Origin of the sequence: Clostridium sp. HBUAS56017 (assembly GCF_007115085.1) — a bacterium.
GTDB lineage: Bacteria > Bacillota > Clostridia > Clostridiales > Clostridiaceae > Clostridium > Clostridium cibarium.
In genome coordinates this window covers 124,834-145,743 of the sequence record NZ_SULK01000010.1, presented here as the reverse complement: position 1 = coordinate 145,743, position 20,910 = coordinate 124,834, and the positions used below count along the sequence as shown (strand labels likewise).

Here is a 20,910-nt window from a genome sequence, read left to right as displayed (position 1 = left end):
TTCTACCTTCCTTCTCTAACATACTTCCAAACTGGACTATTAACTGATTCATTTACTTCCTTTGCAAAATTTATTGCTCCTATAAAACCTCCAAGAGGATGTTTTCTCTCATGGTTGTGATCACAAAAAGCTAAACCTAGCTTATAAGCAAGAGGTCTCTCTTTTACCCCTGCTGCTAATATATCAGCACCTTTCTCTTTTATAAACTTTTCTAGTTCTGCTGGATTTGCATCATCTAAAACCACTGTTCCGTTATCAACTAGATTATTTATTACTTCATAATCATCTTTTTTACCTGTTTGTGTTCCAACTAGAACTGTATCCATTCCTAATTCTTTAAATTGCTTTATTAATGAAATAGCTTTAAATCCCCCACCTACATAAATAGCAGCTTTTTTTCCTTTAAGATTTTCTTTGTAAGAGTTCAGTATAGGAATAATTCGCGCTTCTTCTTTGCTTATAAGATCTTTTGCTCTTTCTATAGTTTTCCTATCTCCAAAAAGGCTTGCAATTTTAAGCAGAGAATTCTTAGTATCCTCTAGTCCAACAAAACTTATCTTAATAAATGGAATATTCATTTCAGCTTCCATCTTCTTAGCTAGAGCTATCATAGATCCTGCACATTGAACTATGTTGAAACTTGCGCTACTTGCTCTTTTTAACTTATCATAACTGGCATCTCCTGTTATCGTAGACACCACATTAACACCTATTTTCTTTAAATAGTCTTGTATTATCCACATTTCTCCAGCTAAATTAAAGTCTCCAAGTATATTTACTCCTTTAACCTTTGGCAATATATTTCTTCTAAATAGGTTCATCAAAGCATCACCAGCTGCCTTATATCCCTTAGATTTATTACCTGAAAACCCTGGAGCCTTTACAGGTATAACAGGAATAGAATATTTTTCTTCTGCTTTTCTACAAATTGCTTCAACATCATCTCCTATAACCCCTACTATGCACGTTACATATATAAATATTATTTTAGGGCTATGGTTTTCCATAATTCCTTCTATTGCAGAAGTTAATTTCTTTTCCCCACCAAATATTATGTCCTCTTCACTTAAATCAGTTGAAAAACTATTTCTATAAAGCTCTTCACCACTTGAAAGACTTCCTCTTATATCCCATGTATAACTTGCACATCCAATTGGCCCATGAACGATGTGATAAGCATCTGTTATAGGATTTAGGACAACCCTTGCTCCACAATATACACAAGCTCTTTGACTTACAGCACCTGATAAACTATCACTATCACATTTCATTTCTCCACTACAACTATCATTCTTGCAAAAAATAAAGTCTTCTCTCTCTTTGAGCAAAGCACCTGATACCTTGTCTCCCAAATAAATCACACCTTTCATATATTTATTAGATAAAACTTCAACGAAGTTTCTTTAAATCCTTAGAAACTTCGTTAAGTCTATCCATGATTGTTACATTACTAACTCCATATTTTCTTCTGAACAATCTCTATCTTGTCTATCCATTAAAGCATTTAGGATAAGCTCAAGTAATCTCATTGCTCCTTTATACCCTACTAGTGGCATATATGAATGCACATATCTATCTAATATTGGGAAACCAGCTCTTACTAGAGGAATGTCCTCAGCTCTAGCTATATATTTTCCATGAGTTCCTCCAATAAGTAGATCAACTTTATCGTTCTTAATCCACTGATGTAGTTCAAATAAATCACTTGCTTGTTTACAAATACAGCCTTCTACCCCAAATTGCTCAAATAATGAATTTACTTCTACTTCAAATGCATTTCCTGGAGTACCCGTTATTACATACTTAGGGATCATTCCAAGTTCAAGTACAAACTTAGTTAACCCTATAACAGTATCTGGATCACCATATATAGCTACTGTTTTTCCACTGTAATAAGGATGAGAATCAACCATTATATCAACTAATTGTCCTCTTTCCTCTTCTATTTCATAAGGAACTTGTTCTTTACTAAATTTGCTTAATTCCATTATGAAATCATCTGTAGATCCAACCCCTATTGGCATATATAACTTCTTATAAGGAATTTTATAAGTATTCTCTAGCTCAGTTGCTCCAGCTTCTGATGCAAAACTTCCAAGAGCTAAAGTTTTTTCACAGTCTCCAAGAGCTATGATATCTTCAATCTTTGTTCCTCCCTTAGGGAATAGTTCATATTTGCCATTCATTGGCGCATCTATTACTCCACTAGTATCAGGTAGCATTGTAAAATCTACTCCCATAAGTTTTAATAATCTTTTCATTTCTCTCATATCACCAGGGTTAACAAAACCAGGTATTACACACATCTTTCCATTTGAAACACCAGTAGATTTAGATAAATCTCTTATAAAACCAGTTACCATATTGGCAAATCCAGTAATATGAGAGCCAACATAACTTGGAGTATTGGTATGAACCATATATTTCCCCTCTGGTATATCTATTGTTTCTATAATAGATCCAATATCATCACCTATTGTTTCTGAAAGACAAGTTGTGTGTACCGCAATAATATCTGGATCATATATATCAAATATATTTTTAGCAGCAGTTTTTAAGTTGCTTCCTCCACCAAATACACAAGCACCTTCACTAAATGCTGAAGTTGAAGCAATTGCTGGATCTTTAAAATGCCTTGTTAAAAAAGTTCTATGATATGAACAACATCCTTGTGATCCATGACTATGTGGCATACAATTATGAACTCCAAGAGCTGCATACATCGCTCCAACTGGTTGACATGTCTTACTTGGATTAACTTTAAGCGCTTTTCTTTCTTTTATTTCTTGTGGTGTTAAATCTAACATTATTCCTCACCTCCAAAAGTTCCTTCTAATATAGGCTCTTTCTTCCATGGTGGACATGTAAATCCCCAAGCTGGAGTATATAAGCCCATAGTTAAATCTCTACCAAAGTTAACAGCTCCTCTAAATCCAGCATATGGTCCACTATAATCGTAGGAATGTAATTGTCTAGATAAAACCCCGCCCTTTTGGATCACAAACTTATCCTTTATACCTGAGAAGAATACATCTGGTTTGAGTTTCTTTATAAATTCCTCTGTTTCATAGTGATTTAAGTCATCCACTACAACAGAACCTTTATTCATATCTCTCATCATTCCAGGGTAGTCTTCTAAATCTTTAAGTTGTGTCTTTAATTCTTCTATATCTTCTTGGCTCTTCACTATCTTAAATTTGTCTTCAATTTTTTCTACTTCTAGTACTTCTATATTCTTTAAATCTGCATCTTCTATGATTGTTGGTATAACTTCTCTACCTTCATAGTCATCTCTATGAGCAAATTCATAAGCTGCAAGTACTGTTTCTACTCCGAAATCCTTTAATAACATTTGATAATGATGAGACCTTGAGCCTCCCACAAATAAAGCTGCTTTTTTACCAGTTAACTTTTCTCTATATACTGCAATATCATCTTTAATATTTTCAAGTTCTTCTTCTATTACCTCTTCAGTTCTAGCTGTTAGTACTGGATCGTCAAAGAATTTTGCCATATCTCTTAGAGTTTGTATAGTTGAATCAACTCCTATAAAATTAACTTTCATCCAACTTGTTCCATATTGAATGTTCATCATTTCTGCGATATAATTAATCGAACGGTGACATTGAACTAGGTTTAAATCAGCTGTATGGGCTTTTCTTATATCATCTACACTACCATCACCAGTCATGATTGATATAACTTCATAGCCTATACTTTTTAAAATTCTTCCGATTTCAAAACCGTCACCACCTATGTTATATTCCCCAAGAATATTTACAGAGTGTTTTTTAGGTTCATAGTCACTTGTTCCTATTAAATTTTTTATTATTGAATTATTTGCTATATGATGTCCTGCTGATTGAGAAACACCTTTATACCCTTCACAGGCAAATGATACAACTTCAATTCCATACATCTTCTTAGCTTCTGCTGCAACCGCTGGCAAATCATCACCTATTAAACCAACTGGACATGTAGCACATATAAATATTGTTTTAGGATTAAATATCTCTACAACTTCTTTAATTGCTTGCTTTAGCTTTTTTTCTCCTCCAAATACGATATCACTTTCTTGTAAATCAGTTGAAAAACAATATTCTAGAAAATTCTTTCCATCTTCTTTAGCTATAGCCTTATTTCTTCTTGTCCCCCAAGAATAATATCCACACCCTATAGGTCCATGAGTAATTATTGCCGCATCTTTTATAGGCCCAAGTACAACACCTTTACATCCAGCATAGCAACAACCTCTATGGGTAAGCATCCCTGGCATAGTTCTACTGTTAGCTCCAATTTCTTGTTTATCTTCAACAAGTTCTAACATATGTTTTTTTCTATTTTTATAAACTTTAGCACTATAGTTTTCTAAAATACTATCTACCTTACTCATTAGCATCACCTCCAAAATTAAATTGCACTCTCATTGCTTTCACCATCTCTTACTCTATATACTTCATTTATTGGTAGTATAAATATCTTTCCATCACCGGGAGTTCCAGTAGAATTAACATCCATAATTGTGTCCACTACAGTTTTAACTTCATCATCATTTACTACAAGAGTTATAAATCTCTTAGGAATTAACCTTCCTCTTTCTGTGAAATTTTCAGCATAAGGACTAGGTATTTCTTCACCAGCATCTATAAAACCTTGAACATAAGCTTGATCAATAGATTTTTTGCCTCTTCCTAAAACTTTCATACAAGTAATTGATGGAAAGCCAGCTTCTGCAAGAGATTCTTTAGTTTTGTTTACTTTATTCAAACGAATAAAACACATAACTTCTTTCATGAGCTTTTCCTCCTATTTTTTATAATCCTTCTTTACCACTACTTACTGTGTAGGCAGTTTCTATCGGTGAGACAAAAATCTTGCCATCTCCAAATGCACCTTTTTCTCCAGTTCTAGAATTTTTCATTATAACTCTTATAACATCATCCTTATCTTCATCTTTTACTGCAAGTAACAACATTTCTTTTGGTAATTCATCATAATGAATATCTCCAACCTTTATTCCCTTTTGCTTACCTCTACCAAAAACACTCATCTTTGTTACTTCTGGAAAACCCGCATCTAATAATTCCGAAAGTACTATATTCACTTTTTCAGGTCTTAATATTGCACGAATCATATACATCTCAACACACACTCCTCACATTTTTAATTAAATATCCATCAATCCATATTCCATTAATATTTCTTCTAATCTTTCTTGTGTCATTGGTTTTGGAATAACAAACATCTTATTCTCATCAATTTTCTTTGCTAATTGTCTATATTCTTCAGCTTGATCTGCTTTTGGATCAAATTCAATAACTGTTTGTTTATGAATTTCAGCTCGTTGAACCATATTGTCCCTTGGTACAAAGTGAATAAGTTGGCTTCCAAGTTCCTTAGCAAATGCTTCTAAAAGATCTAACTCTTTATCAACTTTTCTTGAGTTACAAATAATTCCTCCAAGTCTAACTCCACCTGTTTTGGCATACTTTCTTATACCTTTTGAAATATTATTTGCTGCATATAATGCCATCATCTCACCACTTGCAACTATATATATTTCTTGTGCTTTACCTTCTCTAATTGGCATTGCAAAGCCACCACAAACAACATCCCCCAATACATCATAAAAAACATAATCTAAATCTGGTGTATATGCACCTAATCTTTCAAGCATACCTATTGAGGTTATAATGCCTCTACCAGCACATCCAACTCCTGGTTCTGGCCCACCTGATTCAACACATTTAATACCCTTAAATCCATCTTTCATGATGTAATCTAAGTCAATATCTTCTCCTTCCTCTCTTAAAGTATCAAGAACTGTTTTTTGTGCTAGCCCTCCAAGCAATAATCTTGTAGAATCAGCCTTTGGATCACACCCTACAACCATGATTTTCTTTCCTAACTCTGCTAAACCTGCTGTTAAATTTTGTGTGGTAGTTGATTTTCCTATACCACCTTTTCCGTAAATTGCAACTTGTCTCATTTACATTTCCTCCTTTTATTTTTAAATTTATATACCTTCTCATTTATTTAAGAAGTTATAAGCAGTATATTGATTATTAGTAAAGCAGAAAGGCGCCTTTCCCTATTTTTGAAAGACGCCTTTGTCTAATATGAAGAAAAAATTAAGGCCCAAATCTTAACTAATCGATAAGATTTAGACCCCATTGTCTTCTTCAAGTTTTATTTACTTATAGTTTATTGTATTTATAATATCACACAATAATGTTAAAATATATCATTTATTGCATATTTATCATAAAAATATTTACCCCCATTTTCTAAAAATAATTTACAAATTGAAAACGGATTCTTTTTACAAATCACCCTTTAAGGTTAATGTCTTCCCTAATGATGAAAGAATTTCAAAGGAATTTTCTTTAATTTTATATTCATAATTATTTATTTTTATTGAATTATTATAAAACTCCAACTTTACTGGTATTATCGTATTAATATCGCCAACATACTTTTTTATGGTTTTAGGAGAATATATTATTTTATCACCCTCCTTATTTTTGACTTCTATCTTATTCGTACTAGTAATTACTGACTTAATACTTCCATCTTCATTAAGTTTCAAAGAATTATCCTCTCCATGAATTCCTAAGGCGTTCTTATCAAAAGCTTCAACTATTCCTACTGGAGTTTTTATAGCTATTGGTACTCCTGGTTCACAAGATTCGATTTGTCCATTTTCATAGAAAGATAACCCTATCCTTATATTTATAAATTTATTTTGTATTTTATATTTTATTCTTTCCTTTGGCCATAAAGTAACACTTTTAATTTTTCCTGATCTATAAAAAAGCAATGATATGAATTTTGAATAAAAATCACCAATATCTGTGTGTACTCTATCTCTTGTAGCTAACTTATACTCATCTTCTTCAGACCAGTAAGCAGACAATCTTCCATCCAGAGGAAATAATCTTTTTATTTCACCACTCTCGTAAAATACTATCTTTTCAACTGGAAAATCACCTGCACTAGTATTTATGCGTACCTGCTCATTTAAAGATATAGTTTTTATATCTCCACTTTTATAAAACTTTACTGCAGGTAACTCCTTTCTTCTTTCTTTCATCTCTTCATACAAAGGTATAAATGTGTACCCTAATATATTTACTTTACTTTTTTCTTTTACGGTACAACATTCATATTCCCCTGAATTATATCTTCCAGTAATGCTTGCCCCATTTAAATAGCCGTACTTTGTCTTGATTGTACTCATTTAACAACACCTCTCTATTAACATTTTTTGTTATTTTAATATTAAGAATAAATGTTAATAACAATAACGTCAATCTTACTTTATAAAAATTAAAATTTGAAATATTTTGAAAAAATATCTTGACAAACCAATTATATGAGATAAACTAGAAATAATTAAATATTTCAAATGCAAAGACGCAGTTTAACACTGGGTCTTTTTTGTTTTAAAAAGGAGGAATCTCATGGAAAAAATAGCAGTATTTCTTGATGCAAAAGATGAAATAGCAACATTCTTAGAAGCAACTAAACTTAAGATTTTTCATAAAAAAGAAAAGATGTGGATCATATACAAAAAACTAGATGTAGATATGAAAGATGTTAAAGGGATAAGAGCATTACGTCATGGTTATTTAAAATTAATTGATGAATTTGATGACTGCAAAATTGTTGTTGTCAAAAAAGGATATGGTATTCCTTATAGCGTTTTTTATTCAAAAGATTTTAGCATCTGGGAGTTACCTGGTAAAGCTGAAGGAATTTTAGATGAGGTTTTAAATCAGGAAATGAAACACGAAGCTGAAGAAGAACTAAAGTTCAATGAGAATAAGAATAAAATTATAAAAATTAAAGAAGGTGAATATTATTTAGACTTAATTAAAGCCCAACTTGAAAACCCAGAACTTTCTTCAAAAAAAGCCTTATTGCCTTTTATTGAAACTACAGCCTTTGATGCACTTAAACTTAGATGTTGCCATGTACCACCTTGGCTTAGAAGTCATAGTGATAAAAACAACTTATCTTTTGATGTAAAAAGAGTTACAGATCAGGATTTTGAAGTGATTTTAAAAAAAATATAATTTAGGAGGGATAATATGAAAAAATTAATTAAATTTCTATCTTTACTGATAATTCTTATACTACCTTTTTCCTCTATTAGCTGTAGTAATAAAAAAATTACAGCCAGTGCTTCAATTGAATTAAATATATCTGCTGCTGCTAGCTTAAAAGAAGCCATGGCTGATTTAGAAAAGTCTTTTAAAGAGGTAAACCCTAACGTTACTTTAGTAACTAATTTTGGTGCTTCTGGCTCTCTAGAGCAACAAATCGAACAAGGCGCCCCTTGTGATGTCTTTATATCTGCTGGTAAAAGTCAGATGAAACAATTAAAGGATAAAGGCTTATTAATAGATTCATCAGATAAAGATTTAATTAAAAATGAACTGGTATTAGTAGGTCCAAAAGATTCTAAAATAACAGGGATTAATGACTTAACTAGTGACATTGTTAAGAAAATAGCTGTTGGCGAAGCAAGCAGTGTACCTGCTGGCAAATATGCTGATGAAGTTTTTACAAAACTTAATATTAAAACTTCATTGCAACCTAAACTGGTATTTGCAAAAGACGTTAAAGAAGTACTTTCTTGGGTAATTTCTAGTAATGCAGAAGTAGGATTTGTCTATCTAAGCGACGCATTAAGTAATGATTCAGTAAAGATCATTGAACAAATTCCTTCTGAATATCATTCTCCAATTAACTATCCTGTAGGTATAATTAATACAACTAAGAATCAGTATATAGCAAAAGAGTTTGAAAACTTTCTATTTACAGATAAAGCGCAAAAAATTTTTAAAAAGTATGGTTATAAATCTGTAAACTAATTTTTATAAGGAGGGAGCATCTTGGATTTATCACCTTTATTGATTTCTATATCAACCTCATTAATATCAACTTTTATAACATTTATACTTGGCATATTAACAGCATATATAGTAGCAAATTATAAAGGGCACTTTAAGGGATTTATTGATGGCATTTTAACCCTTCCTCTTCTCCTTCCTCCTACTGTAGTTGGATTTGTATTACTTGTCATATGTGGTAAAAATGGAGCTGTTGGAAAGCTCCTGGGCTTTTTTAATACATCTATAATATTTACATGGTTTGCCACTGTTATTTCTGCTACTGTGGTATCATTCCCAATGATGTATAGAACAACAAGATCTGCCTTTGAACAAATTGATGAAAACATAATTTCTGCTGCTAGAACTTTAGGGTTAAGTGAAAAGAAAATCTTTTATAAAATTGCTATTCCCCTTGCTGAACCTGGCATAATAGGAGGAATTGTTTTATCCTTTGCTAGAGCTATGGGGGAATTTGGTGCAACATTGATGTTAGCTGGAAATATTCCAGGTAAAACCCAAACAATGCCACTTGCCATATTTTTTGCTGTAGAAAGTGGAAACATGGATGAGGCAATTCTATGGGTCATAATAATAATAACAATATCCCTATTTATGATATTGCTATTAAATTATTGGTCACAAATACAAATTAAAATTATGGAAAAGAGAGGTAGATAACATGTCTTTACATATTGATATTGAAAAACAATTACCTACCTTTAAGCTTGAAGCAAAATTTACAGAAGAAAATAAAATTTTAGGCTTTTTGGGAGCTTCAGGATCTGGAAAAAGTATGACTTTACGTTGTATTGCTGGGCTAGAAACTCCCACCTTTGGGAAAATAGTATTGAATAATAAAACTCTTTTTGATTCCGAAAAAGGCATTAACTTACCTCCTCAAAAGAGAAATGTTGGATTCTTATTTCAAAACTATGCTCTATTTCCTAATATGACAATAACAGAAAATATTGAAATTGTTTTAAATGAAACAAATAGAAATGAAAAGAATAATTTAATTAAAAACTACATAAAAAGGTTAGACCTAAATGGATTAGAAAATAGATACCCTTCTCAATTATCAGGAGGGCAACAACAAAGAGTTGCTCTAGCTAGAGCATTAATTACTTCTCCAGATATTCTTCTTTTAGATGAACCTTTTTCAGCTTTAGATCATCACCTTAGAAGTGAGATGGAAAAAGAATTAATGTATATTTTAAAAGATTTTAGAGCCGATGTAATTTTTGTAACCCATAATATTAAAGAAGCTTTTAGGGTGTGTGATAATATAATAATTTATGATAAAGGATCAACCTTGTGTAAAAGAGATAAAAAAGATTTATTTGAAAAACCACAGTCTTTGGAAGAAGCAAAACTTACTGGTTGTAAGAATATTTCTACTTGTAAAAAAACTGGCTCTAATACTATTTATGCTGAGAATTGGGGATATGAATTATCATTTAAAGATACAATTAAATCAGATGTTCAATTTATAGGAATAAGATCTCATAGTATTAAACTTACTAATTCACATGAAAACTCTTTCAGTTTTACAATTGAAAATATAATTGAAAATCCTTTCGATTATACTTTATATGTAAAAAATAAAGACAAAAAAGAAAGTAAAAGTATTCATTTAACTCTTTCAAAAAAAGAAATGATCTTTTCAAATGGAGATAAAATCAACCTTCACTTTCCTTATAATTCTTTATTTTATTTCTAAATTAGCATTTTTATATAATTCATAAAAATGATTTGTAGGTCCAACACCTTTGCCTAATTTAAATCCATGTTCAATAGCAACTGTTATGTATCTCTTTCCTTCTTTCACAGCTTCTTCAATATTCATACCTTTTGCCAAGCTAGCTGCTATTGCTGAGGAAAGAGTACATCCTGTTCCATGAGTATTTTTAGTATCTATTCTTTCTTGATTTAAATATATAAACTTTTCCCCATCATATAACACATCAGTAGCATCTTCTTCAAGATGTCCACCTTTAATTAATACATATTTAGGTCCAAGTTCTTTTAATTTAATACAAGCCTTTTTCATTTCCTCAACATTACTTATTTTATCGTCTAAAATTTCTTCTGCTTCAGGTAAATTAGGAGTTATAAGTGTTGCTAGAGGAAATAATTCTTTTATTAAAGTTTCTTTAGCATCTTCTAATAAAAGCTTAAATCCACTTTTAGAAATCATCACTGGATCCACAACTATAGGCGGTAAGTTTTTTTGTCTTCTCAATCCTTTACTAATTGCTTTGATTGATTCAATCTTAGATACCATTCCTATTTTTATAGCATTAACATCAATATCATCAAAAATAGCCTTTATTTGAGCTTCGATAATTTCAGCTTCGATATCTTGGACCCCAAAAACCCCCATAGTGTTTTGTACAGTTACAGCAGTTATTACACTCATAGCAAAAACTCCATTTGCAGATATTGATTTAATATCTGCTTGTATCCCTGCTCCTCCTGAAGAATCTGAACCTGCAATTGTAAGTGCTGTCTTCATATTATTGTTCTCCCCTTTCTTCTATTAACAATTTTCTAATAGCTGGTATTTTAAAAAAACTATATGCTATTGCTGCTCCACCAATACAACTTACACTGAAAGGTACAATATACACGAACAATACAACTTCTTTACCTAACAATAAGGTTGCAATTGGATATGCAGCTAATGCCCCTATAATTCCTGTTCCAATAACTTCACCAAGTAATGCTAAACCTACTCTTTTAAACTTCTTATAAGCTAGTCCAGCAAGTAACGCTCCTATCATACTCCCTGGAAAAGCCAGCAAACTACCTGTTCCCAACATATTCCTTAATAGAGATGTTACAAATGCATTTCCCAAAGCATAAACTGGCCCTAAAATAACAGCTGAAACAACATTTATAAAATGTTGGACTGGTGACATTTTAGCTCCGAAGATTGGTATTGAAAAAGTTCCAAAAACAGTTGAAATAGCAATAAATATACCGCTCATAGCTAACTTATAAGCTACGTTTCTTCTTTTCATAAAAGCCTCCTAAAAAGCTGAGCATAAATTAAATCTGTAATAAAAAAAGTATAGCTTTTGAAGGCTATACTAATAAACACTTTAGTTTTATTACTTCCCTCCGGTGGTTCTAACCACATCAGGTTCAAGAGTTTAGAAGATTACTTTCTTCAATCTCAGCTTTAATTCAGCTCCCCTAGTAATTTTATTTAATTTTCGTATTTTATTTTATCACTATTCTTCTTCTCCGTAAACTTTCTTTCTAAGTTCAAGTCCTGCCTTAGTTATAGCTACTCCACCTTCAGCTGTTTCCCTTAATGATGTTGGCAAACACTTTCCTACTTTATACATAGCTGAAACCGCATCATCAAATGGTATCTTTGAGTCTACACCAGCCATTACTAAATCTGCTATGCTTAATGCACTTATAGCTCCCGATATATTTCTCTTTGCACAAGGTATTTCTACTAGTCCTGCAACCGGATCACAAACTAATCCTAAAACATTTTTCAAAATTATAGCTGCTGCATCTAAACTCATTTTTGGAGTACCACCCATCATTTCAACAACCGCTGCTGCCCCCATTGCCGATGCTGATCCACACTCTGCTTGACATCCACCTTCTGCTCCAGATAATGTAGCATTCATTCCAATTATCATTCCTACTGAAGATGCTGCAAAAAGTGCAGTAATTAATTCATCTTCACTTTTATTAAGTTTTTTACCTGCTGTAAGGATAACTGCTGGTAATATCCCACAAGATCCAGCTGTAGGACAAGCTACTATTTTCCCCATAGCGGCATTTACTTCTGATGAGGATAATGCCATTGCCATTGCTAATACCATTGTTTCACCAATAAGAGTATTTCCCTTATCTAAGTATTTTTTTATCTTATATGCATCTCCACCTATAAGCCCACTAACTGAATATATTTCTTTATTCATTCCACTATTAGCAGATTCTATCATAACATTGAGATTTTTTTTCATCTTTATATATAATTCTTCCCTTGTTATCTCCCTATTCTCAATTTCATATCTTATAGCATATTCACTTAGGGAGATATTTTCTTCAAAACAAATCTTTAATAATTCGTCACCACTTCTAGCTATTTTCATACTACTCTCCCTCCTTAACAGGATGAATACTTATAACTCTACTTATTGAATCTATACTCTCGATTTTCTCTATAACATTTTTCTCAACTCTATAGTCCACTTCGAAAACCATAGTAGCATCTTTTCCTTTTTGATTTCTAAACACTTTCATAAACGCTATGTTTATCCCCTCTTCATAAAGTATAGAAGTAACCTTCGAAACAGATCCTGGTACATCTTTATTGGAAATAATTAATGTAGGATACTCTCCTGTAAACTCCACATTATTTCCGTTGACTTCGGTAATTTTAATACTACCTCCACCTATTGAAGATCCCATAACTTCGCATTCTCTACCCTTTACACTTTTCATTATAAACTTTACTGTATTAGGGTGAACATCTCCTAAATCTGCTTCAATAAATTCTATCTTTAATCCATATTTCTTTGCTATTTCTAATGAATCCCTAAGTCTTATATCACTAGGTTCCATTCCTATTATTCCTGCAACTAATGCCCTATCAGTTCCATGTCCTTTGTACGTCTTAGCAAAAGAACCATGTAAATAAAACTTAACACTTTCAAGTTCTCCATCTAAAACAGCTCTAGCGACCTTTCCAAGTCTTGCTGCTCCTGCTGTATGCGAACTTGAAGGACCAATCATAATAGGTCCTAAAATATCAAAAACGCCTAGATTTGTCATATATTTTCTCCTTCGTTCCTTGTAAATTCCTCATTTTAGTTTAAGCAAAACTTATAATTAAATCAATATAAATTTACATTATTGTTCATAAATTAAGAATTATCATAAAAAAACTTAAAAATCCAAGCGAAACTTAAAAAATGAACTATCTCCAAACACTCTTTTTACTCAAGTGTCAGGATATAGTTCATTTTATTTAATACTTATAAAAACAACTTCCACCTATAAATTCTCTTAAAATAGAATTCTCAGGTACATCTTCAAATTTAATTTCCTTAAAAAAATTCAAAAATGATTTTAACCTTACAGCTTCATTATATGATGGACTTCCATGCTTAATTTTATCTAACTCTTTAATTGCATAAGATTTAAGTACACTTAATTCATACACTAATGTTGAATTAAACATTACATCTGCCTCTTCTTGATATATAAATATATACTCTTTTTCCCCTTTTTTGATTGATGACCACATATTTAATGTATCTTCTGCACCATATCCTCGTGACAAGTAATCTCTAACTATTCTTCTAATCTTTCTGACATCAGTAGTTGCAATTCTATTATGATTATCTATATTTAGCTGAGTTAAGGCTGAAATATAGATTTTAAACTTATTTTTATCCTCTATCTCACTTGTAAGTATTGGATTTAATCCATGTATCCCTTCTATAATTATGACTCCATTTTGTGGCAACTTTATCTTGTTTCCACTCCATTCACGAGTTCCTGTCCTAAAATTATAACTAGGAATTTCTACTTCTTCACCTTTTAAAAGACCTTTTAAATTTTCATTAAATAAATCTAAATCTATAGCATAAATAGATTCAAAATTATAATTTCCTTCCTCATCCTTAGGCGTCCTTTCCCTATCTAGAAAATAATCATCAAGAGATATTGAAATTGGAATAAGCCCATTAACCCTTAATTGAATTCCAAGCCTATTCGCAAAGGTAGTCTTTCCAGATGAAGAAGGCCCTGCTATAAGTACTATCTTTATATCTTCTTTCTTACTTATTTGGTCTGCTATATGAGCAATCTTCTTTTCATGTAAGGCTTCAGAAACTAATATTACATCTTTCAAATCTCCATTAATGACTTTTTCATTTAAACTTCCAACTTCACCTATACCAAGTATCCTAAGCCATTCCTCTGTTTCATAAAAAATATTTGCAAGACTTTTCTGTTCCTTAAATTCAGGCAGCGAACTAATATCCCCTTCTTTAGGATTTCTTAAAATAAACCCATGAGCATATCTAATTAAATCGAAAGCTTCTATTATTCCTGTAGAATATGCCATTTGTCCATAAAAATAATCATATCTTCCATCTAACTCATATAAATTCACTTCATTAAAATCCATCTGCTTTAAAAGCATAACCTTATCTTGCATACCGTACTTTTGAAATATATCCATAGCCTTCTTTTTATCAATCTTTACCCTCTTTATTTGTATATCTCTATGGATTAATCTTTTCATAGCCTCTTTAATTAATATTATTTCATCTTCAGTCAATGGAGTTTCTTTATGTATCTCTCCAAATATCCCTTTTGATATTGAATGTTCTATCGTAATCTTCGCATTTGGAAATATATCTAAAGCTGCCTTTATAAAAATGAATTGAAGTGTTCTTGAGTAAACTTTCCAACCAATCTCACTATTGGCAGAAATCATGTTTATCTTACCTGCCTCAGGGACTTTTTTACTTAGTTCATAATACTCTCCTTCTAATTCACATAGGACTATGCTTTTATCTTTATAGTATCTATCTGCTAATTCCTTAAAAGTAGTCTCCTTGTTAGCATTAATTATGTTTGTATTTCCTAATTGTAATTTTATTTCTTCCATATAAATTTTCCTCTCCTTAGATTTGTAGCATAAATTCTCACTCTATTCCATTATATACCCAAGTGTTACTCCTACAAAGATATAAGATATAGAATATAGTTTCTAGGACTGAGAAATAATAATTTAAAGAGGTGTTTAATTATGTTCATAGTTTTTATCAGAACAGCTATTTTATATACATTGGTAGTCGTAGTTATGAGAATAATGGGAAAACGTCAAATTGGTGAACTTCAACCTTATGAATTTGTAATAACCATTATGATCTCAGATTTAGCATCGCTTCCCATGCAGGATACAAGATTTCCATTACTTTTAGGTATAATCCCTATAATTACTTTGCTTTTTATGAAGACTCTTCTTTCACTACTTGAATTAAAAAGTCAATTCATAAGGAAAGTTGTAGATGGGGAACCTTGCATATTAGTTTATAAAAGTAAGCTCAACTATAAAGTTTTAAAGAAACAACAAATTAATATTGATGAATTAATGGAAGAAATCCGTCTTGCAGGATACTTTGACTTGGAAGAAATTCAATATGCAATACTTGAAAATAATGGTCAATTATCCATTCTTCCAAAGGATAATAATTCTTCTAAAAGTAAATCAAATAATAAGCCACCTTTACTACCTAAAATAATAATTACCGATGGCAAAATAAATACTAATTCATTAACTACTATAGGTAAGGATAAAGAATGGATAAATAAATTGTTAAAGAAACATAATTTATCTTCTATGGATGATATTTTAATAGCTATGTACGATACTCAAGGAAATTTTAAATATCAGCTATATGGTGATTATGAAAAGGAGTGTAATAAATGAGAAGTACAATAATGTCTGTAATTATATTTTTCTCACTACTTTGCTTTGTTTACTTTGCTAATAACTCCTTAATTGAATTATGCGATACTATAAGTGATCGTACTGAAGAAATAGAATTATTAATTAGTAATAAAGAATGGGAAAAAGCCTATTCTTCTACTAATGAGATAATAGACCTAATTGATAAAAATCAAATGGTCTCTTCAATTTATATAAATCATAATGACTTTGATAACTTGATGGATGAAGCTGTTGAATTATCTTTATATACTTCTTGCAGAGATTATACTGAATCTATCATAGCAGTAAATTCATTAAAAAATTTTGCTAAAAATATAAAACATCTTCATAATCCAAATATTGAAAATATTTTTTAATAACTTAATTACTCCCATTATAAAAATGAGCTGTCTAAAATTTATATTTTAGACAGCTCATTTTTATTTAGAAGTAAATGTTGAACATAAAGTATCATCTACATATGAAGCAGCATGACCTGAAATATCTATATTATATGCTTCACAGTGATAGCCACTGTTGTAAATACAATTTTCTGCTTTACATTTAATATCTGAGTATGGACTTGGCAACTGTGTATCATTTGTAAATGATCCTGACTTCTCTACAAAACTATTGCAACAAGTTGATTCAGAACTATTAGCAAGATCCCCTCCAACTTCTACACAATTTAAACAACAATAGCCATTTTTGTTATGTCCACAACTATCCGCACAACAACTCAATTGTGTCATACTATCCCTCCTACAACATCATATTGTAGGTTTAGTATTTCCCATAATTACTATTTTTATTCCTCAGCCACCGCTTCTACTACATTTAATTTTGCCGCTTTACTTGCAGGAATTAATCCAGCTACAATTGAAATTAGTAATGTAATTATTATAGATATAAATACATTATTTGCAGTTAATGATATTATGAAATTACTACTCTTTGTAATATATTCGTTAGTAAAAATAATTCCACCAGAAGACAATAATCCTCCCAGTGCCCCTCCGGCCAAACCAAGCATTACGGATTGGAATATAAATATCATTCTAATATTTGATCTTGATCCGCCTACAGATCTCATTACACCTATCATTTTTCTCTTTTCTTGCAAAGTCATAGTCATAGTATTAACTAATCCTAAAGCTGCAACTATAAGAACTATTATTCCAGCTATAGATAATACACTTTTTACTACTGTTCCTAGAACATCAAGCATGCTATTAATCATATCTAAACTAAAAGTTTCATATCCATATTCTTGAGTTATTTTACTACTTAATGTACCTAAGCTTGTTCCCTCTTTAGCGTATACACTAACACTATTATAGCCGTTTTCACTTATGTAGTTTTCTTTATCTGTAAAATATGATATTAGGGTTTCTGCCTTCTTATCTGCCATAACAATAGTATCTCTATAATCCTTTTTATTTAGCACTCCAACTACAGTTCCTTCTATTTCTTTTGGTTCTTTTATTTGAATTCCATCCATCTTAGGATATTCTACTTTAATTTTTATTTTCTTTCCTAGCAGTTCTTCATTGTCATTAATCCCTAACTTACTAACAAGATTTTCTCCTACTAAAACATCTGTATCTGCATTTACTAGAGAATTACCTGCCACCAACTTTTTACTAAAATCACTATTATATTTTAGATTTACCCCTGTGACAGATATATTTTTATCCAAACTTGATCCTCCATCAAGTTTCAAACTAGTAGCTTTCCCACTAATAGATGCTTCTATTTTGTCCACACCATCTATATTCTTTATATTTTCTATATCTTCCTCTGATATTTTCTTTGTATACTCCGATTTTTTGTTATTAAAATCCTTTGAGCTAGCTGATGTCCCTTCTTCATTAATTCTAATTGACATACTAGATTTATTATTTGATGCATCCTTCATCTTGTTTGAGTCTATAGGCATTACTTGCACTACATTTGTATCCCCAAAACTACTAATCATACTTTTCATCTTATTTACTATTCCATCACCAATTCCCATCATTACTACTAATAAAAGGGATCCTATTGATACAGCAATAATAGTAAGTATTGATCTAACTTTTCTATTCATTAAATCTCTGAAAGCCATGCTTATTTTATCTACTAATTTCATTTTTACTGCTCCCTCCTATCTTCTTAATGCTTCTATTGGATCTAACTTAGATGCCTTATTTGCTGGATATATTCCTGAAACTAATGCTATAATCATTGCAAAAGCTAATATTACTAAAAGCCAATACCAAGGCAAACCTATTGTAATTGACATCTTCATTCCTGCATCAGATATCTTAGATGTTGCAAACATCTGAATTAATCCATTAACTCCTGACCCAATTAAAATTCCAAATGCTCCACCAATTAATCCTATCAAAGAAGATTGAACTAAGAATATAGTTCTTATAGCGCCACTATCTGCACCTACTGATTTCATAACACCAATACTCTTTGTTCTTTCAATAACAGCCATAGTCATGGTATTAACAATTCCTATCGCAGCTACTACTAATACTATTATTCCAAGTATTAAGAAAGCTGTATTTATACCACTAAGACTTTCTTCTACTTCTTCTGCCATATCAATCGAAGATACAGAGTAATAATCTAAATCTTTAATTTTTTCACTTAAAGCTTCTACATCACTTATTTCCTTTGCTGTAACCTCAACCTTGTCATACCCCTTGTTTTCCATATAATCTTTCTGCAAAGTGCTATATCCTTTTAGTTCAGCTGCATCCCTTGCAGATATAACTACCTTCCTTCCATTTTCAAAATTTTCATCAATAATTCCAACCACAGTAACCTTTTTAGTTGTTTTATTAGTTTTTATTATACTTGATGAACTTGTAACTATTTCCATCTCTTTGTTAAGTATTTCATCTTCTGATAACCCTAAGTTATTTAAAAGTTCTTTACCAATAAGAGCTTGGCCTGAATTATTATCTATTTCTTTACCTACCTTAATTGGCTTTAATTCATCATTACCTTTTTCGAATCTTACTTTGTCCACTACTGAACTTGGATAAATATTTACGCCATCATTATAACCAATGCAAGATATTTCTCCTGTATATTCTTTCCCATTAACCCTTAACGCACTTGGATCATATGATATTGAAGCTACTATGCTTTCTGTTTTTTCAGTATTCTTAAGTTCTTCTATTAACTTATTGTCAAGTTTTTTCCCATATTCATCTTGTAATGTACTTAGATCTGCATCCGAAGCCTCTTCATCTGTCATATATTTATAAGGTTGAATTTTAATATTTTTTGCAGTATCTTCATTATTAACAGTGTTCACCATAAAATTTTGAAGACCTAGCACTATTCCCATCATAGTTACTATAAGTAAGGTACCAATGGTAATACCTAAGGAAGTAAGAATAGTTCTGCCTTTTCTTCTCCATAAATCCCTTAGGGACATAAGTACATACTCTTTAAGCTTCATCTTTTTCTCCTCCTAAGGCTATTTCCTCTTCTTTTATAATATCAGATATAATTTCACCATCCTTGATCTTAACAACACGCTTTGCCTTGTTAGCTTCAAGTGGATTATGAGTAACCATAATTACTGTATATCCTTTTGCATTAATTTCATTAAATAGTTGCATTATGTTTTCACCACTTTTAGAATCTAAGTTTCCTGTTGGTTCATCTGCAAATATTATCTCTGGATTGTTAACTAATGCTCTTGCTATAGATACCCTTTGTCTTTGTCCTCCTGACATTTCATTTGGTTTATGTTTTACATATTCTTTTAAGCCTACTTGTTCTAACGCTTTTAATGCCCTTTCCTTTCTCTCTTTTTTTGATATTCCTGCAAAGATTAATGGCATCATTACATTTTCAAGAGCTGTTTGACTATTCTCTAGGTTAAATGCTTGAAACACGAAACCTATCTTGTCATTTCTATATTTAGAAAGTTGCTTATCTTTTAATCTACTAATATCATTTCCCTCTATATATACATTTCCAACTGTAGGAGAATCTAACCCCCCAACAATATGCATTAGTGTTGACTTTCCAGATCCTGAAGGACCAATTATTGCAACAAACTCACCTTTTTCAATTTTTAATGAAACATTTTTTAACGCTACTACTTTTTCTTTTCCCATTTTATATACTTTTGAAACTTCTTTTACCTCAATCATTCTGACTCTCCTTTAAATTATCTTGAATATTAATATACTATCCTTTTTTATTAAATCTAACATGTCTTTTTTCTTAAAACAATCTTAAACTTACATTTAATACCACATGCTTAGAAATAACTATTTCCTAATTATACAATAAACATTCATCTAAATCACCAATGATTTCTTAGTATAAAAGTTATAACACAAGTCATACTATGAATAACTATACTATAGAAATATTCTTTTTTTATTTTTATGCATACAATCCGCTACATAACTTTAGTTATTAAGCATTTTTTCTATATGCCTATGAAATTTTATTCATTTTTCATGAATAATTATTGCATATTTATTTAAATGTATGTATAATTATAAATAGTTA

At 31.0% G+C, this 20,910-nt stretch carries 22 protein-coding genes and 1 riboswitch; of the genes, 6 read left to right on the top strand and 16 right to left on the bottom strand.

Translation table 11 applies throughout. The features are described from left to right. Window positions 1–2: 2 nt before the first annotated feature. The 7 genes from nifE to FAY47_RS10505 all read right to left on the bottom strand — a co-directional run bounded on the left by nifE (window position 3) and on the right by FAY47_RS10505 (window position 7,240). On the bottom strand, window positions 3–1,352 hold the full coding sequence (gene nifE / locus FAY47_RS10535) for a nitrogenase iron-molybdenum cofactor biosynthesis protein NifE (RefSeq protein ID WP_143316673.1): 1,350 nt from the start codon (window positions 1,350–1,352) through the stop codon (window positions 3–5). 90 nt (window positions 1,353–1,442) lie between these two features. Continuing rightward, window positions 1,443–2,807 carry a nitrogenase molybdenum-iron protein subunit beta gene (gene nifK, locus FAY47_RS10530; protein WP_143316672.1) on the bottom strand — a complete coding sequence of 455 codons (1,365 nt, stop codon included), beginning with the start codon at window positions 2,805–2,807 and terminating at the stop codon, window positions 1,443–1,445. Next, window positions 2,807–4,393 carry a nitrogenase component I subunit alpha gene (locus tag FAY47_RS10525; protein WP_143316671.1) on the bottom strand — a complete coding sequence of 529 codons (1,587 nt, stop codon included), beginning with the start codon at window positions 4,391–4,393 and terminating at the stop codon, window positions 2,807–2,809. The genes nifK and FAY47_RS10525 overlap by 1 nt, the downstream gene beginning before the upstream one ends. A gap of 17 nt (window positions 4,394–4,410) precedes the next feature. Then, entirely contained in the window at window positions 4,411–4,794 is a 384-nt protein-coding gene (locus FAY47_RS10520; RefSeq protein WP_143316670.1) for a P-II family nitrogen regulator, read from the bottom strand. Between the two features lie 19 nt (window positions 4,795–4,813). Continuing rightward, entirely contained in the window at window positions 4,814–5,140 is a 327-nt protein-coding gene (locus FAY47_RS10515; protein ID WP_143316669.1) for a P-II family nitrogen regulator, read from the bottom strand. A gap of 27 nt (window positions 5,141–5,167) precedes the next feature. Continuing rightward, window positions 5,168–5,989, bottom strand: a complete 822-nt coding sequence (gene nifH, locus FAY47_RS10510) for a nitrogenase iron protein (RefSeq protein WP_143316668.1) — start codon at window positions 5,987–5,989, stop codon at window positions 5,168–5,170. A 333-nt stretch (window positions 5,990–6,322) separates the two neighbouring features. After that, window positions 6,323–7,240 (bottom strand): hypothetical protein, encoded by a 918-nt coding sequence (locus tag FAY47_RS10505; RefSeq protein ID WP_143316667.1) that lies wholly within the window; start codon window positions 7,238–7,240, stop codon window positions 6,323–6,325. 223 nt (window positions 7,241–7,463) lie between these two features. Here FAY47_RS10505 and FAY47_RS10500 point away from each other — a divergent pair, with 223 nt between their 5' ends. Genes FAY47_RS10500 through FAY47_RS10485 form a run of 4 tightly spaced genes read left to right on the top strand, consistent with a single transcriptional unit; the run spans window position 7,464 to window position 10,620 of the window. After that, window positions 7,464–8,078, top strand: coding sequence for a Fe-only nitrogenase accessory AnfO family protein (locus FAY47_RS10500; RefSeq protein WP_143316666.1), 615 nt, complete (start codon window positions 7,464–7,466; stop codon window positions 8,076–8,078). 15 nt (window positions 8,079–8,093) lie between these two features. Next, window positions 8,094–8,879: a molybdate ABC transporter substrate-binding protein gene (modA, locus tag FAY47_RS10495; protein ID WP_143316665.1), complete on the top strand. Its 786-nt coding sequence runs from the start codon at window positions 8,094–8,096 to the stop codon at window positions 8,877–8,879. 21 nt (window positions 8,880–8,900) lie between these two features. Further along, on the top strand, window positions 8,901–9,578 hold the full coding sequence (modB, locus tag FAY47_RS10490) for a molybdate ABC transporter permease subunit (protein ID WP_143316664.1): 678 nt from the start codon (window positions 8,901–8,903) through the stop codon (window positions 9,576–9,578). Between the two features lies 1 nt (window position 9,579). Next, window positions 9,580–10,620 (top strand): ATP-binding cassette domain-containing protein, encoded by a 1,041-nt coding sequence (locus FAY47_RS10485; RefSeq protein ID WP_143316663.1) that lies wholly within the window; start codon window positions 9,580–9,582, stop codon window positions 10,618–10,620. Here FAY47_RS10485 and thiD read toward each other — a convergent pair. The 5 genes from thiD to FAY47_RS10460 form a co-directional block, all read right to left on the bottom strand. Beyond that, window positions 10,606–11,415 carry a bifunctional hydroxymethylpyrimidine kinase/phosphomethylpyrimidine kinase gene (gene thiD, locus FAY47_RS10480; protein ID WP_143316662.1) on the bottom strand — a complete coding sequence of 270 codons (810 nt, stop codon included), beginning with the start codon at window positions 11,413–11,415 and terminating at the stop codon, window positions 10,606–10,608. The two genes, FAY47_RS10485 and thiD, sit on opposite strands and share 15 nt — an antisense overlap. A gap of 1 nt (window position 11,416) precedes the next feature. After that, on the bottom strand, window positions 11,417–11,923 hold the full coding sequence (thiW, locus tag FAY47_RS10475; RefSeq protein ID WP_143316661.1) for an energy coupling factor transporter S component ThiW: 507 nt from the start codon (window positions 11,921–11,923) through the stop codon (window positions 11,417–11,419). Between the two features lie 78 nt (window positions 11,924–12,001). Next, window positions 12,002–12,110, bottom strand: a riboswitch (TPP riboswitch). Between the two features lie 26 nt (window positions 12,111–12,136). Then, a complete protein-coding gene (sdaAA, locus tag FAY47_RS10470; protein ID WP_143316660.1) occupies window positions 12,137–13,021 on the bottom strand; it encodes an L-serine ammonia-lyase, iron-sulfur-dependent, subunit alpha in 885 nt (294 codons plus the stop codon). A gap of 1 nt (window position 13,022) precedes the next feature. Beyond that, entirely contained in the window at window positions 13,023–13,703 is a 681-nt protein-coding gene (sdaAB, locus tag FAY47_RS10465; protein ID WP_143316659.1) for an L-serine ammonia-lyase, iron-sulfur-dependent subunit beta, read from the bottom strand. 196 nt (window positions 13,704–13,899) lie between these two features. Beyond that, window positions 13,900–15,552 (bottom strand): nucleoside kinase, encoded by a 1,653-nt coding sequence (locus FAY47_RS10460; RefSeq protein ID WP_143316658.1) that lies wholly within the window; start codon window positions 15,550–15,552, stop codon window positions 13,900–13,902. A 141-nt stretch (window positions 15,553–15,693) separates the two neighbouring features. On the opposite strand from FAY47_RS10460, the gene FAY47_RS10455 reads away from it, so the two are divergent. After that, window positions 15,694–16,377, top strand: a complete 684-nt coding sequence (locus tag FAY47_RS10455) for a DUF421 domain-containing protein (RefSeq protein WP_143316657.1) — start codon at window positions 15,694–15,696, stop codon at window positions 16,375–16,377. Continuing rightward, complete coding sequence (locus FAY47_RS10450) at window positions 16,374–16,754, top strand: DUF4363 family protein (RefSeq protein ID WP_143316656.1); 381 nt, start codon at window positions 16,374–16,376, stop codon at window positions 16,752–16,754. The genes FAY47_RS10455 and FAY47_RS10450 overlap by 4 nt, the downstream gene beginning before the upstream one ends. A 63-nt stretch (window positions 16,755–16,817) precedes the next feature. Here FAY47_RS10450 and FAY47_RS10445 read toward each other — a convergent pair whose 3' ends face one another. The 4 genes from FAY47_RS10445 to FAY47_RS10430 are packed head-to-tail and all read right to left on the bottom strand — an operon-like array spanning window position 16,818 to window position 20,543. Then, window positions 16,818–17,129 carry a DUF1540 domain-containing protein gene (locus FAY47_RS10445; protein ID WP_143316655.1) on the bottom strand — a complete coding sequence of 104 codons (312 nt, stop codon included), beginning with the start codon at window positions 17,127–17,129 and terminating at the stop codon, window positions 16,818–16,820. 56 nt (window positions 17,130–17,185) lie between these two features. Next, complete coding sequence (locus FAY47_RS10440) at window positions 17,186–18,508, bottom strand: ABC transporter permease (protein WP_143316654.1); 1,323 nt, start codon at window positions 18,506–18,508, stop codon at window positions 17,186–17,188. A 15-nt stretch (window positions 18,509–18,523) separates the two neighbouring features. Further along, the gene (locus FAY47_RS10435) at window positions 18,524–19,840 is read right to left on the bottom strand and encodes an ABC transporter permease (protein WP_143316653.1); all 1,317 of its coding nucleotides are present in this window, start codon (window positions 19,838–19,840) and stop codon (window positions 18,524–18,526) included. Continuing rightward, a complete protein-coding gene (locus FAY47_RS10430) occupies window positions 19,830–20,543 on the bottom strand; it encodes an ABC transporter ATP-binding protein (protein WP_143316652.1) in 714 nt (237 codons plus the stop codon). Before FAY47_RS10430 ends, FAY47_RS10435 begins: the two co-directional genes overlap by 11 nt. Window positions 20,544–20,910: the final 367 nt, after the last annotated feature.